At 72.3% G+C, this 13413-nt stretch carries 15 protein-coding genes; 6 read left to right on the top strand and 9 right to left on the bottom strand.

Features of this window, described 5'->3' with window-relative positions; all coding sequences use genetic code 11:
* Positions 1-5: 5 nt before the first annotated feature.
* Together ACM9LD_RS10090 and ACM9LD_RS10095 are read left to right on the top strand one after the other, a co-directional pair.
* Complete coding sequence (locus ACM9LD_RS10090) at positions 6-2573, top strand: ATP-binding protein (protein WP_415676535.1); 2568 nt, start codon at positions 6-8, stop codon at positions 2571-2573.
* Positions 2570-3250 (top strand): response regulator, encoded by a 681-nt coding sequence (locus ACM9LD_RS10095; RefSeq protein WP_415676536.1) that lies wholly within the window; start codon positions 2570-2572, stop codon positions 3248-3250. Before ACM9LD_RS10090 ends, ACM9LD_RS10095 begins: the two co-directional genes overlap by 4 nt.
* A 173-nt stretch (positions 3251-3423) precedes the next feature.
* Here ACM9LD_RS10095 and ACM9LD_RS10100 read toward each other — a convergent pair whose 3' ends face one another.
* The gene (locus ACM9LD_RS10100) at positions 3424-3861 is read right to left on the bottom strand and encodes a PaaI family thioesterase (RefSeq protein ID WP_415676537.1); all 438 of its coding nucleotides are present in this window, start codon (positions 3859-3861) and stop codon (positions 3424-3426) included.
* Between the two features lie 36 nt (positions 3862-3897).
* Between ACM9LD_RS10100 and ACM9LD_RS10105 the strand changes: the two genes are divergently transcribed.
* The gene (locus tag ACM9LD_RS10105; RefSeq protein WP_415676538.1) at positions 3898-4470 is read left to right on the top strand and encodes a TetR/AcrR family transcriptional regulator; all 573 of its coding nucleotides are present in this window, start codon (positions 3898-3900) and stop codon (positions 4468-4470) included.
* A gap of 1 nt (position 4471) precedes the next feature.
* Here ACM9LD_RS10105 and ACM9LD_RS10110 read toward each other — a convergent pair whose 3' ends face one another.
* From ACM9LD_RS10110 to ACM9LD_RS10130, 5 genes are all read right to left on the bottom strand, one after another.
* On the bottom strand, positions 4472-5431 hold the full coding sequence (locus ACM9LD_RS10110) for an RNA polymerase subunit sigma-70 (protein WP_415676539.1): 960 nt from the start codon (positions 5429-5431) through the stop codon (positions 4472-4474).
* A gap of 1 nt (position 5432) precedes the next feature.
* Positions 5433-5852, bottom strand: a complete 420-nt coding sequence (locus ACM9LD_RS10115) for a VOC family protein (protein ID WP_415676540.1) — start codon at positions 5850-5852, stop codon at positions 5433-5435.
* A 114-nt stretch (positions 5853-5966) separates the two neighbouring features.
* Positions 5967-7241, bottom strand: coding sequence for an aspartate aminotransferase family protein (locus ACM9LD_RS10120; RefSeq protein WP_415676541.1), 1275 nt, complete (start codon positions 7239-7241; stop codon positions 5967-5969).
* A gap of 4 nt (positions 7242-7245) precedes the next feature.
* Complete coding sequence (locus ACM9LD_RS10125; RefSeq protein ID WP_415676542.1) at positions 7246-8184, bottom strand: phosphotransferase enzyme family protein; 939 nt, start codon at positions 8182-8184, stop codon at positions 7246-7248.
* Positions 8181-8612, bottom strand: a complete 432-nt coding sequence (locus ACM9LD_RS10130; protein WP_415676543.1) for an Lrp/AsnC family transcriptional regulator — start codon at positions 8610-8612, stop codon at positions 8181-8183. The genes ACM9LD_RS10125 and ACM9LD_RS10130 overlap by 4 nt, the downstream gene beginning before the upstream one ends.
* An 81-nt stretch (positions 8613-8693) precedes the next feature.
* Between ACM9LD_RS10130 and ACM9LD_RS10135 the strand changes: the two genes are divergently transcribed.
* Genes ACM9LD_RS10135 through ACM9LD_RS10145 form a run of 3 tightly spaced genes read left to right on the top strand, consistent with a single transcriptional unit; the run spans position 8694 to position 10440 of the window.
* Positions 8694-9362, top strand: a complete 669-nt coding sequence (locus ACM9LD_RS10135) for an AzlC family ABC transporter permease (protein WP_415676544.1) — start codon at positions 8694-8696, stop codon at positions 9360-9362.
* The gene (locus ACM9LD_RS10140; RefSeq protein WP_415676545.1) at positions 9355-9681 is read left to right on the top strand and encodes a branched-chain amino acid transporter permease; all 327 of its coding nucleotides are present in this window, start codon (positions 9355-9357) and stop codon (positions 9679-9681) included. The genes ACM9LD_RS10135 and ACM9LD_RS10140 overlap by 8 nt, the downstream gene beginning before the upstream one ends.
* A gap of 15 nt (positions 9682-9696) precedes the next feature.
* A complete protein-coding gene (locus ACM9LD_RS10145; RefSeq protein WP_415676546.1) occupies positions 9697-10440 on the top strand; it encodes an alpha/beta fold hydrolase in 744 nt (247 codons plus the stop codon).
* 4 nt (positions 10441-10444) lie between these two features.
* Here ACM9LD_RS10145 and ACM9LD_RS10150 read toward each other — a convergent pair whose 3' ends face one another.
* The 3 genes from ACM9LD_RS10150 to ACM9LD_RS10160 form a co-directional block, all read right to left on the bottom strand.
* Positions 10445-11347 carry a 3-hydroxyacyl-CoA dehydrogenase NAD-binding domain-containing protein gene (locus ACM9LD_RS10150; RefSeq protein WP_415676547.1) on the bottom strand — a complete coding sequence of 301 codons (903 nt, stop codon included), beginning with the start codon at positions 11345-11347 and terminating at the stop codon, positions 10445-10447.
* A gap of 19 nt (positions 11348-11366) precedes the next feature.
* Positions 11367-12254: a hypothetical protein gene (locus ACM9LD_RS10155; protein ID WP_415676548.1), complete on the bottom strand. Its 888-nt coding sequence runs from the start codon at positions 12252-12254 to the stop codon at positions 11367-11369.
* 129 nt (positions 12255-12383) lie between these two features.
* Positions 12384-13367 carry a DUF2189 domain-containing protein gene (locus ACM9LD_RS10160; protein WP_415676549.1) on the bottom strand — a complete coding sequence of 328 codons (984 nt, stop codon included), beginning with the start codon at positions 13365-13367 and terminating at the stop codon, positions 12384-12386.
* Positions 13368-13413: the final 46 nt, after the last annotated feature.

The following is a 13413-nucleotide window of genomic DNA, read 5'->3' on the forward strand; positions in this document are numbered from 1 at the left end:
GACACATGCCGAAGGGGCTTCTTCGCGTCTACCTGGGCGCCGCGCCCGGCGTGGGCAAGACCTACGCCATGCTCACCGAGGGCGTGCGTCGTGCCTCGCGCGGGACGTCGGTGGTCGTGGGTTACGTCGAGACCCACGGCCGGCCCCAGACCGAGGCCCAGGTCCAGGGGCTGCAGGTGATCCCCCGGCGGAAGGTCGAGTACCGCGGCGCGGTGCTCGAGGAGATGGACGTCGACGCGGTGATCGCCGCGCACCCGACGGTGGTCCTCGTCGACGAGCTCGCCCACACGAACGCCCCCGGATCGAAGAACGAGAAGCGCTGGCAGGACATCGCCGAGCTGCTCGACGCCGGGATCACCGTGGTCACCACGGTCAACATCCAGCACCTCGAGTCCCTCGGCGACGTCGTCGAGTCGATCACCGGCGTGCGGCAGCGCGAGACGATCCCCGACACCGTCGTCCGCCGCGCCGAGCAGGTGCAGCTCGTGGACATGACCCCCGAGGCGCTGCGGCGGCGCATGGCGCACGGCAACATCTACGCCCCCGACAAGGTGGACGCGGCCCTCTCGCACTTCTTCCGCATCGGGAACCTCACGGCGCTAAGGGAACTCGCGCTGCTGTGGCTGGCCGACCGCGTGGACGAGCGGCTCGAGCAGTACCGCTCCGAGCAGGGCATATCGGCGGCGTGGCCGACCCGCGACCGCACCGTCGTCGCGCTCACCGGCGGCCCCGAGGGCGGGACGCTGCTGCGGCGCGGCGCCCGGATCGCGGCGAAGGGTGCGGGCGGCGAGCTGCGCGCGGTGTACGTCGCGCGCAGCGACGGCCTCTCGGGCGCCTCCCCCGCCTCGCTGGCGCAGCTGCGGCAGCTCACCGAATCGCTGGGCGGCACCTTCCAGGTCGTCACCGGCGACGACGTGGCCGCCGCGATCCTGCAGTACGCCACGTCGGTCAACGCCTCGCGGATCGTCCTCGGCAAGTCGCGGCACCGCGCGCTCACGTCGATGGTCCGCCGGCCCGTCTCCGACGCGGTGATCGAGGGCTCCGGCGACATCGACGTGCAGGTGGTCACGCACGAGCGGGCCGCGGGCGCGGGCCGCCGCCGGCTGCTGCCCCGCATCGACGGCCCCGACCCCGTGCTGCTCGGCAAGCGGCGCACCATCGCCGGCTGGGTGCTGGCGATCGCGGGGCCGGTGATCCTGACGGCCCTGCTCGCGCAGACCCGCCAGTGGCACTCGCTGCCCACCGAGCTCATGCTCTTCCTCATGCTGACGGTGGCCGTCGCCCTGGTGGGCGGTATCCGGCCGGCGGTGCCCGCGGCGATCCTCGGATCGTTCCTGCTCAACTACTACTTCGCCCCGCCCCTCTACACGTTCACCGTGGCGTCGGGCGAGAACGTCTTCGCCGTGGCGATGTTCGTGCTCACGGCGATCGCGGTCGCGTCGGTGGTCTCGCTCGCGGCCCGGCAGACCGCCCGCGCCGCCCGGGCCCGCGCCGAGGCCGACGTGCTCAGCGGCCTCGCGGACACCCTGCTCGCGACCGAGAACGCGGACGACGAGATCCCCGCCCTGCTCGAGGAGGCCATCGCGACCTTCGGGCTGCGCGGCGCCTCGCTGCTGCGGCGCGACGACGCCGACTCCCCCTGGCAGCTGGTCGCGGGCCGCCGCGAGTCGCCGCTCACCCCGGAGGACGGCACCGATGCGGCGATGGTCGGCGACACCGTGGCGCTGGTGGTCGACGGCGACAGCCTCAGCGCGTCCGAGCACGGCCTGCTCGTCGCCTTCGCGGCGCACGCGGCGGCCCGGCTCGACCGGGAGGAGCTCAGCGCGGAGGCGAAGCAGGCCCGGGCCCTGGCCGAGGGCAACCGCGCCCGGACGGCCCTCCTCAGCGCGGTCTCGCACGACCTGCGCACGCCCCTGGCGGGGATCAAGGCCGCCGTCGGCTCGCTGCGCAGCGACGACGTGGAGTGGTCCGACGAGGACGAGGCGGAGCTGCTCGCGACCATCGAGGAGAGCGCCGACCGGCTGGACTCGTTGGTGGGGAACCTGCTCGACATGTCGCGGCTGCAGTCCGATTCGCTGACGCTGCTCACCCGCGAGGTGGGGATCGAGGAGGTGCTGCCCGCCATCTGGACCGCGCTCCCCGATGCCGACCTGGCGTTCGACTTCGCCTGCGACGACACGGATGCGACGCCCACGGCGCTCGCCGATCCGGGCCTGCTGGAGCGGGTGCTCGCGAACCTCGTGGAGAACGCGGTGCGGCATTCGCGGGGCGGCCCGGTCACGGTCGGCGTCTCCGGCGTGCACACCCCGGACGGGGATCGGCTGCAGGTACACGTGCGCGACCACGGCCCGGGCGTGCCGCAGGAGCAGCGCGAGGCGATGTTCAAGCCCTTCCAGCGGATGGGCGACGCCCCGGCCGGCAACGGCGTGGGGCTGGGGCTCGCGGTGGCCCGCGGGCTCACCGAGGCGATGGGCGGCACGCTCACCGCGGAGGACACCCCGGGCGGCGGCCTGACGATGATCGTGGACCTGCCCGCCGCGCAGCCGGTGTCGAGTGATGAGGTGGTCTCGTGACGTTCGTTCTGGTGGTCGACGATGAGCCCGCGATCCTGCGCACCCTGCGGATCAACCTCAAGGCCCGTGGCTACGAGGTGGAGACGGCCGCCGACGGCCGGTCCGCGCTGCAGATCGCGCGCGAGCGGACGCCCGACGTCATCGTCCTCGACCTGGGCCTGCCCGACATCGACGGCACCGCGGTGCTGGCGAAGCTGCGGGAGTTCTGCACGTCACCGGTGATCGTGCTCTCGGCGCGGCACGGCAGCGACGACAAGGTGGAATCGCTGGACATCGGCGCCGACGACTACGTGACCAAGCCCTTCGCCATGGACGAGTTCCTGGCCCGGGTGCGGGCACAGGTCCGGCGGACGGGCCTCGTCGACGCCCCCGCCCCCGCCAAGACGGAGGCCTTCGAGGTGAACTTCGAGGCGCGGACGGTGACCCGCGACGGCACGACGGTGCGCCTCACCCCCACCGAGTGGAAGATCGTGGACGTGCTGGTCCGCAACGCCGACCGCCTCGTCTCCCAGCAGACCCTGCTGCACGAGGTGTGGGGGCCGTCGTACTCGCGCGAGACCAACTACCTGCGCGTGTACATGGCGCAGCTGCGCCGCAAGCTGGAGCCGGATCCGTCCCACCCGCGCTACTTCGTCACCGAGCCCGGGATGGGTTACCGCTTCATCCCGTACCCGTAGCGCCCCGACGGGCCCGGTTCGGGAGCGCGGCGTACCTCCCGCCGGGTACGACGGTGCTCCTGCCGCGCGACTCTCGGATTCTGTCCAGTTCGGACGACGAGTCCACAACGGACAGAATCCGAGAGTCGACGGGAAGGCACCATCGCTCCCCTCCGGGCGCGCCGCCGCGAGACTCAGTCGGCGGGTGCGGTGAGCGGGCGGTCGAGGGCGGTGGCGGTGTAGAGGCCGGTGAGGCAGCGGGTGCCGTCGAGGGTGTCGGTGTAGACGTCGGCCGCGGCGATCATGGTGCGGCCGGGAGGTCCGACGAGGCGGCCGACCGCGACCAGGCGCTCCCCGCGCGCCGGGCGGAGGTTGTGGGAGTTCATGGCGGTGGTCGCGGCGACGCGGCCGGAGTCGTGGATCGCGGCGTACGCCGCGCCGACCGCGGCGATGTCGGCCAGCATGGCGACGATGCCGCCGTGGCAGTGCACCCCGTCGAAGGTGACGTCGGGGACGACCGGCATCGAGAGGACGGCGCGGTCGGGTGTGACATCGTCGACCGAGAGCTGGAGCCAACGGGCGACGGGCATGGAGTCGAGGACACGAGCGAGGACGCGTTCCAGGGTCGTCATGGCCGAAACATATCACTGATACAATTGCCGAGGAAGATGCCGAGACAGAGAACCAGGACGCCCGAGGTCGCGGACGGGATCGCCGCCGCCGCACTGGAGATCGTCCGCGCCGAGGGCGTGGACGGGCTCACGACCCGGCGCGCCGCGGCCGCCGCGGGCACGAACATCGCCGCGCTGGGCCAGCTCTTCGGGAACCGCGACGGCCTCGTGAACGCGGTCGCGCTGCGCGGCTTCGCCCTGCTCGTCGAGACCCTGCCGCAGGCGGAGGGCGCGCCCCGCGAGGTGCTCTCCGCCTGGGCCGACGCCTACCGCCGCTTCGCCGCCGACGAGCCCGCGCTGGTCGACGTGATGTTCGCGCGCCCACTCACGGGCCCGATCCCGCCCGAGCACCCGGTGCACGAGTGCCGGCGCGTGCTCGTCGAGGCCTTCGGCGCACTCACGGGCAGCGCCGACCGGGCGGACGTCGAGGCGATCGCGCTCGGCTTCGGCGCACTCCTCGAAGGCCTGGCGACGAAGGACCGGCACGGCCTGCTCGGCCCCACCGCAGACGCACGCGACCGGTCCTGGCGCCTCGCCGTCGCCGCCTACGCCGACGGCGCCGCCCGCTGATTCAGCGCAGTTCGGCCGGCAGCCCGGCGAGCGCGAACAGGTCCGCGGGATCGAGGAACGCGGAGACGTGGGTGAGCTCGCCGTCGGTGAAGGTCAGCACGTCCAGCTGGAAGGGCAGCCACACTCCTGCGCCGGGATCGCGCAGGTACATCGCGGCGGCGGGCAGGCCGTTGCACACCGTCGGGACCATCCGCAGATCCCCGGCGACCTGCGCGGGGCACTGCGTCCGCGACAGCTCACCGATGGCCTCCGCACCGCGGTACCAGCCGGGAATCGGCGGCATCTCCCACGTGGCGTCGGCGGCGAGGATGCGCACCACCCCGTCGATGTCGTGCCGCTCGAAGGCGGCGCAGAACTCGCCCCACACCCGCTTCTCGTCGTCGGACAGCTCCGCGGCCTTCCGGCCGTCGCGGGCGGCACCGTCGCCGATCGAGGCCCGGGCCCGCTGCAGGGCGCTGTTCGCCGACGCCACGGAGGTCTCGAGGGCCGCGGCCGTCTCGGCGGCGGAGAACTCGAGGACGTCGCGCAGGATCAGCGCGGCCCGCTGCTTGGCCGGCAGCACCTGCAGCGCCGCGACCATCGCGAGCCCGATGCCCTCCCGGGCGACCGCCGCCTCCCCCGGATCGCCGAGCGCGCGGTCCGGGAGGGGCTGCAGCCACAGCACCTCGGTCGACGGCGCGACCGGCTCCAGCGGATTCGACGGCTCGCCGCCGAGCCCGACTGGCAGCACCCGCCGGGCCGTGGCGGCGGTGAGGCAGACGTTGGTCGCGATGGAGTACATCCACGTGCGCACCGACGACCGGCCCTCGAAGCGGTGGAAGGCCTTCCACGCGCGCAGGTAGGTCTCCTGCACCAGGTCCTCCGCGTCGGACGCGGAGCCCGACATGCGGTAGCAGTGCGCCAGCAACTCGGCGCGGAGCGGGGCGGTGGCCTGGTCGAAGCCGGCGTCGGCGACGGTCATGTCAGCTCTGCGCGGCCTCGGGCCCGCCCGCAGCCGCGGCCGGATCCATCCACATGATCTCCCAGCCGTGGCCGTCCGGATCGTCGAAGGAGCGGCCGTACATGAAGCCGTGGTCCTCCGACCGTCCCTCCGTGCCGCCGGCGGCGACGGCTCGGCCGACGATCTCGTCGACCTCCTCTCGGCTCTCCGCGCTCAGCGCGATGAGGGTCTCCTTGACCCCGGGGGCGGCGGTGGTGGACTCGTGGAAAGTGCCGAAGAAGTCGGTCTTGAGCAGCATCGCGGCGATGTTCTCGCCCAGCTCGACGGCGACGGCGTTCTCGTCGCTGAACTGCTCGTTGATGGTGTAGCCCACGGCGGTGAAGAAGTCGCGCGAGCGCTGGATGTCGGCGATGGGCAGGTTCACGAAGATCATCTTGTGCATGGCGTCGCTCCTTGGTCTGCGGCATCCGACTCTCGAACACCGTCACATGGTTAGACGGGCCGCGCCGCCGGAACTCATCGGTCCGCGCGGATATATTTTCCGAAGGCCGATGAGCTACCCCCGCAGTGCCGAATCGAGGATCTCCAGGCCCGCGTCGATCTCGGCGTCCGAGGCGGTGAGCGGGGGCGCGATGCGGAAGATCGAGCCCATGCCGGGCAGCTGCACCACGTTCATGTGCAGGCCGCGCTCGTAGCAGCGCTCGGTCACCAGCTTACCCAGCTCGTTCGCCGGCTCCTTGGACTCCCGGTCGCGGACCAGCTCGATGCCCTGCATCAGGCCGCGCCCGCGCACGTCGCCGATCGCCTCGTGGCGCAGCGCCAGCTCGTCGAGCCCGGCCCGCAGCCGCGCCCCGCGCGCCGCGACCGAGGCGGCGACCCCGTCGTCCAGGACGTCCAGCACCGTCGTCGCGACGGCGGCGACCATCGGATCGCTGACGTGCGTGGTGAAGAACAGGAAGCCCCGCTCGTGGCAGACGCGCTCGATCTCCGCGGAGGTCACCACCGCGGCGATCGGCAGGCCCGCGCCGAGCGTCTTCGAGAGGGTGAGGATGTCGGGCACGATGCCGTCGCGCTCGAAGGCGTACGCGGCGCCGGTGCGCCACAGGCCGGTCTGCGCCTCGTCGACGATGAGCAGCATGCCCCGCTCCTCGCACTTGCGCTTGAGCGCCGCGAGGTACCCGACGGGCACGTCGATGATCCCGCCCGAGGACAGGATCGGCTCCACCAGGCAGGCGGCGAGCGAGCCCGTCGACTGCGCGTCGATGAGCTCGAAACCGAAGTCCAGCTCGGATTCCCAGTCGTACTTGCCCGCGGCGTCGACGAACCGGGAGCGGTACGCATTCGGCGTCGGCAGCGCGAAGTTGCCGGGCGCGGTGGGCCCGTAGCCCTTGTGCCCCGACGAGTAGGTCGCCGCGGCGGCGCCGGCGGTCATGCCGTGCCAGGACTTCGAGAAGCTGACGATCTCGTGCTTGCCCGTGTACAGCTTGGCCATCCGCAGCGCGGCCTCGTTCGACTCCGCGCCCGTGGTCAGCTGCAGAACGTGGCTCAGCGGCTCCGGCAGGGTGGCCGCGAGCCGCTCGGCCAGCGTCACCACCTGCGGCGAGAGCATCCCCGAGAACAGATGGTCGAGCGTCGCGATCTCCCGGTGCACCGTCGCCACGATGGCCGGATGACTGTGCCCCAGAATGGCGCTCATCTGGCCGGAGGTGAAGTCGAGCCACCGCCGCTCCCCCGAGTACACGTAGGTGCCCGCGGCGCGGTCGATGGGCAGGGGCGCGAAGGTGCCGCCGTAGCGCACGACGTGCGCGGCGACCGATTCCGAGAAGCTCACGCGCTCACAGTAGCCGCCCGGCCAGGTACGCCTGCGCCAGTTCGACGGTGCCGTCGGCGAATCCGGGATCCGCCTCCAGTGCATGCGCGTGCGTGCCGAGCCAGCCGAGCAGTTGCAGCCGCCGCAGCAGCACGAAGTCGGGCAGGAGTGCGGCGTGCGCGTCGGGCAGCGCCCGACGGTGGCGGTACGCCGCGGTCCAGGCCGCTGCCCACTCCGGCAGCCGCGGGTCCGTCTCGACGAAGGACGCGGCGGCCGCGAATTCGAAGAGGTGCCAGCCGAACCCGGCGTCGTCGAAGTCGATGACGGTGAATCCCGCGCCGGGCGTGATGAGGTTCGCGGCGCGCAGGTCGCCGTGGATCAGCCCGAATCGGTCGGCGGTGCGGCCGAAGGCGTCGATCCGTTCCGCCGCGCGGTCGGCCGCCGGCGCGATCGCCCGACGGTGCGCCTCCCCCACCGCGAGGCCGTCGCGCCAGGAACCCCAGCGGGGCCGCGGCCCGATAGTCTCCGCCACGCCCCAGGTGAAGCGCGTGAATTCGGCGGGCCGACGCCAGGACTCGGCGTGCTCGTGGAAGACCGCGGCGATCTCGCCGAGCGCCGCGAAGTGCGCGACGTCGAGCGCGTCGTCGGGCACGGGGCCGCCCGGCAGCTCCGCGAACAGCACCGCGCGGCGCCCCGTCGGGCCGTCGACGAGGACGTCGCTCAGCGGCTCGACCACGGGCACCGTCGTATCGCGGCGGAGGGCGGCGATCCACGCCAGCTCGGAGGCGATCGCCGCGTCGCCGACGTACCCGGGCCGGTGCAGCCGCAGCACCGCCGGCCGCGGCCCGCCGCGCACGCGGAACGTGGCGTTCTCGCTGACCAGCAGCGGTTCGACGGTGCCGCCGGGCCACGCATCGTCGGCGATCCGCTGCGCGACGAGGGAATCGGCGTCCGCGGCGCTCACTTGACCACCTTCATCGTCATGCGGGAGTCCACGCGCACGATCGCCGGGTCGCCCATGAGGTGCGTGGTGACCCAGCGCTCGTACGTCGCGAGATCCGCGACGCGCACGCGGATCAGGTAATCGGGCAGGCCGAACATGCGGCGCACCTCGATGACCTCGTCGAAGGAGGCGATCCGCGCCTCGAAGGCCTCCACCGACGCGCGGTCGTTGGCGCCGAGATCGGCGTTGATGACGACCTCGAAGCCGCGGCCCAGCGCCGCCTGGTCGAGGACGGCGGTGTAGCCGGTGATCACGCCGTCGGCCTCGAGGCGGCGCACGCGGCGCAGGCACGGCGCGGGCGTGAGTCCCACGCGCTGCGCCAACTCCTGGTTGGTGAGCCGGCCGTCGCGCACCAACTCGTCGATGATTGCTCGATCGAGTGCATCCACGTCGGAAATATTGCCACAACCACCATTGATCCGACCATTTACGCAAGCACATTGCGCGCGATGCGAAATAGAATTGTTCCCATGGGAGTTCCGTCGAAGGTCGCCGTGGTGCAGCTGGGCCTGTTCGTGCTCGGCATCGGCCTCGGTGTGGTGGTCACGGGCAACGGCCTGCCGTGGTGGATCGCGCCGGTGCTGTCGATGGCGGTGTACGCGGGATCGGTCGAGTTCCTGCTCGCGGGCCTGCTGGCCGCGGCGACGCCGCTCGCCGCGATCGCCGCCACGACGTTCCTCGTGAACTCGCGACACCTGTTCTACGGCCTCACGTTCCCGCTAGACCGGATCCGCGGCCGCGTCGGGAAGGCGTACGGCGTCTACGCCCTCACCGACGAGGCCTACGCCCTGGTGAGCACGGCCCCGTCGGCCACGATGACCGGGAAGATGATCCTGCGCACCCAGATCGGCCTGCACGTGGCGTGGGTCGCGGGCTCGCTGGTGGGCGGGCTCGCGGGCGGCGCCTTCCTGCGCGACGTGCCGGGCGTCGACTTCGTACTCACCGCGTTGTTCGTGGTGCTCGCGATGGACGCGCACCCGGACCGCACGACGCTCGCGCTCGCGCTGGCCGCCTGCGCTGTCGCGCTGGCCGCGGCGCCGGGCGCGATGCTGCTGGTCGCGATGGGCGGCTTCGCCGGGCTGCTGGTGGTGCGGCACGTCCTGGCCCGCCGGAACGCGAAGGAGGCGGCGCATGCCTAGTACCGGATACCTGCTGGCGGGCATCGCGATCGCGGCCGCGGTCACCGTCGCGCTGCGGCTGGCGCCGTTCGGCCTGGCCTCGGTGCTGCGCGATTCGCCGCTGCTCGCCGACTTCGGGCGGTGGATGCCCGCGGGCGCCGTGGTGGTGCTGGCCGCCTACTGCATGGCGCAGGTCGACTATGCCGCGCCGGCGCACGGGATCCCGCAGATCGCGGGCGTGGCGGCGACGGCGCTGGCGCACCTCTGGCGGCGCAACGCGGTGCTGAGCATCGTCGCGGGCACCGGGGTGTGCGTCGCGCTGAGCTACGCGCTGGCGTGATGGCACCATGAACTGATGCGCGAGGAGATCGTCACCACCGGCGACGTGCGCCTGGCGGTGCAGCGCCGCCGCGTGCCGGATCCGACGGGCCCGCCGGTGCTGCTCATCCACGGCATGGCCGCGGACCACCGCACCTGGCGGCGCACCGTCCGCGCCCTGCACGCCGCCGGCCGCGACACCGTGACCTACGACCAGCGCGGCCACGGCCGCAGCGACCACAGCCCCGAGTACCTGCTCGACGAGCTCGCCGCGGACGCCGAGCGGGTGGCGCGGCACGCGGGCCTCGAGACCTTCGACGTGGTCGGGCACTCCCTCGGGGGCCAGGCCGCGCTGCGGCTCGCGTGGCGCCTGCCCGACGGGGTCCGCCGCCTCGTCCTCGAGGAGATGCCGCCCGTGGCGCTCGAACCCGAGCAGGTCGCGGAGTCGATGGACGTGCCACTGACGCCCCGCCGGGTGTGGCTGGGTGTCAAGCAGGTCGTGCAGACGCCGGGCGCCCTCTCGCGGTTCGACAAGACGATGATGGACTCGGTCTCGCCGCAGTTCCACCCCGATCCGGCGTGGTGGGAGCGGCTCGCGGCGACCGACCAGGAGACGCTGGTGATCTCCGGCGGCCCCCGCGACTTCCTCCGCCCCGAGTACCTGCGGCTCGTCGCCGACGCGCTGCCGCACGGCGAGTTCGTCGAGTTGCGGGGCGGGCACACGGTGCACCGCGAGTCCTCCGCCGCGTTCGCCCGCGCGGTCCTCGAGTTCCTGCGGTGACCGGCTACGCCCCGTCGTCTACGGAGCGGAGCGCGTCGAGCACGGCGCGCGTACGGCGGTCGCGGCGGGCGAGCAGGCGCTCGTAATTCTCCTGCCCGGTGCCGTAGGCCGCGTCGACCTTCTCGATGAGGGCCTCCGTCGCCTCGGGGGTCGTCGACGGCGTGCCGAGCGGGATCTTGCCGACCTCGGCGCCGATGCCGGTGAACAGGTGCCGCGCACCCTCGGGGCCGCCGCCCAGCGCGTTGCCCTCGAAGAGGCCCGTCGCGGCCCAGCGCAGGCCCAGCGAGTTGCTCAGCGCGACGTCCAGGTCCTCGACGCTCACCACCCCGTTCTCGACGAGGTAGCGGGCCTCGCGGCTGATCGCCACCTGCAGCCGGTTCGCGACGAACCCCTGGATCTCCTTGCGCAGCACCACCGGTGCGCGGCCGAGCTCCCGGTAGAGCGCCACGGCCCGCTGCACGGTGTCCTCCGACGTGCGCTCGCCGGGCACCACCTCGACCAGGGGCATGAGGGCGGGCGGGTTGAACGGGTGGCCGACGATCACCCGCGACGGATCGTCGAGGTCCGCCGCGATCGGCGTCGCGGGGATCGAGGAACTCGACGTGGCGAGCACCGCGTGAGCCGGAGCCGCGGCGACGATCTGCGCGAACAGGTCCTGCTTGATCGGTAGCCGCTCGGGGCCGTTCTCCTGCACGAGGTCGGCCCCCGCGACTGCGGCCGCGAGATCGGGCGCGACCTCCACCTCCGCGTCGCCGGGGAACTCCGCCGCGACCAGCTCGGCGAGGTCGGGCCTGGGGTCGGTGAACGCGACGCGCCAGCCGTGTGCGCGAGCGAGTTCCGCCCACGACAGGCCGATGACGCCCGCTCCGATGATCGCGATCTTCCGGGTCTGCGCTGCGGCGGCCATGATGGTGTACTCCTCGCCGCTACGACGTCTTCGGCGCCACCGCGCCGCCCGAGATGGAGCGGTACGCGTTGATCAGCACGAGCGACGCGACGGGCGCCGCGACGAGCAGGCCGACGCCGCACAGTGCGCCGCCGATGGCCAGGATCACGACGGTGACGATGTAGACGAGGATCGAGTTGCCCACGTCCTGCTGGAAGACGGCGAAGCCCTGCTTGAAGGCCTCGCCCACGCCCAGCCCGCGGTCCACGACGGTCGGGAGGATGTACATCGTGACCAGGCCGACGACGATCGAGCCGATGTAGCCCACGTACGGGATGGCCGAAATCAGGCTGGCGACGATCGCCAGGAGCAGCGCGGTGAGCATGGACGGGCCGGCGTTGCGCGGCGCGAAGAACGAGCCGATGCTCACCGGCTTGCCGTCCGCGATGTCCAGCAGGCCCGACGTGTACGCGACGAGGCAGATGTACAGGATGAGCGCGCCGACGAAGGAGAAGATCACCGTGGCCACGGATCCCGCGGTGGTGAGATCGACGGTGGTCGAGCCGTCCGACTCCTCGATCACGTCACCGACACCGAACTGGCCGATGAGGAAGTACGCCAGCGCGGAGGCGGCGACCAGCGCGATCGCGTAGACGATGATGGGGACGATCAGCGCGGCGGCGTTCTTCGTGAACTTGTTCCACGCCCAGGAGATCGCGTCGCCCAGGTTGAAGTGCGCCTGCGGCGCAGGCGGGTACTGGCCGAATCCGGGCTGCCCGTAGCCCTGCGGCGGAACGGCCCCCTGTGGCGGAACGGCACCCTGCGGCGGCACCGGCGGCGGGAAGCCCTGCCCGGGCTGCGGGGGTACGGCGCCCTGCGGCGGAACGCCGGGCTGATCGCCTGTCGGATCGTTCGGTGGTTGCGTCACGGAAGCCTCCCCTGGGTCGGGAGCTCGGCGCTCCCGTTTTGCGGTCGCACTCATTTAACGACACAAACCGAGGGCCCGCCCACCGTTCGGTGAGCGGGCCCTGGTTCGGCTTCCGTGAGGACGGTTTCCCTAGGGGGTGGGCGGAGCCACCTGGCCGCCGGAGAGGCGACGCCACGTGTACACGATGACCAGCAGGCCGATCGGCAGCGTGATGAACGCGCAGATGCCCATGATGATCGCGGTGAGGATCCACACCAGCAGCGAGTTGCCGGCGTTGTTCTTGGCGGTCTCGAAGCTGGTGCGCAGCGCATCGCCGAGGCCCAGATTGCGGTCGATCGTCGCGACGACCGCGAACATGAGGAGCCACGCCGCCACGAGGCCAGGAATGACGCACAGCAGGGTTCCGACGCCGACGATCAGGCCGACGACGAGCGCCGCGACGAGCGCGGACCCCGTGTTGCGAGGCTTGAAGAACGAGCCGAGGGTGACCTCCTTGCCGTCGGCGAGATCGAGCAGCCCCGACAGCAGCGCCGTGTGGATCAGGTACTGCACGACGGCGATGACCAGCGCGAACAGCAGGGAACCGCCGAGGCTCGCCCCCAGCGAGACGTTGTCCGCGGTGTAGGTGTTGGTGGTCGGGTCGTACGTCGTGTCACTGGACGCCAGCATCCCGCCGAGCAGCAGGCTGTAACCGATGCCGAACACGACGTAGAAGATCACGCCGTAGATCAGGCCGGCGACCAGGACCGAGCCGGCGTTCTTGCTGAACTTGTTCCAGGCCCAGGAGAAGGCGTCACCGACGTTGAAGGGCTGCTGGCCGCCGAACTGCGGCGCGCCGTAGCCGCCGCCGGGAGGAGGCGGGAAGCCGCCCTGCGGCGGAGGGGGGAAACCCTGGCCACCCTGCGGAGGCGGGAAGCCCTGGCCGCCCTGGCCGTACCCCGGGTCCTGCGGCGGCGGGAAGCCTCCCGCGGGCGGGGGCGGGAAGCCGCCCTGCCCGTACCCCGGCTGCTGCGGGGGCTGCTGCGGGTAGCCACCCTGCTGGTATCCGCCCTGCTGCGGATCCTGCGGGTAGCCGCCCTGGTTGTCACCAGGGTGGTTCGGCGGCTGCGTCATGGGTCTCCTCCACTTGCTCATGAACGATCAGGGAGAACCTACCAAC

This window comes from Tsukamurella hominis (assembly GCF_965137015.1).
Classification (GTDB): Bacteria; Actinomycetota; Actinomycetes; order Mycobacteriales; family Mycobacteriaceae; genus Tsukamurella; species Tsukamurella hominis.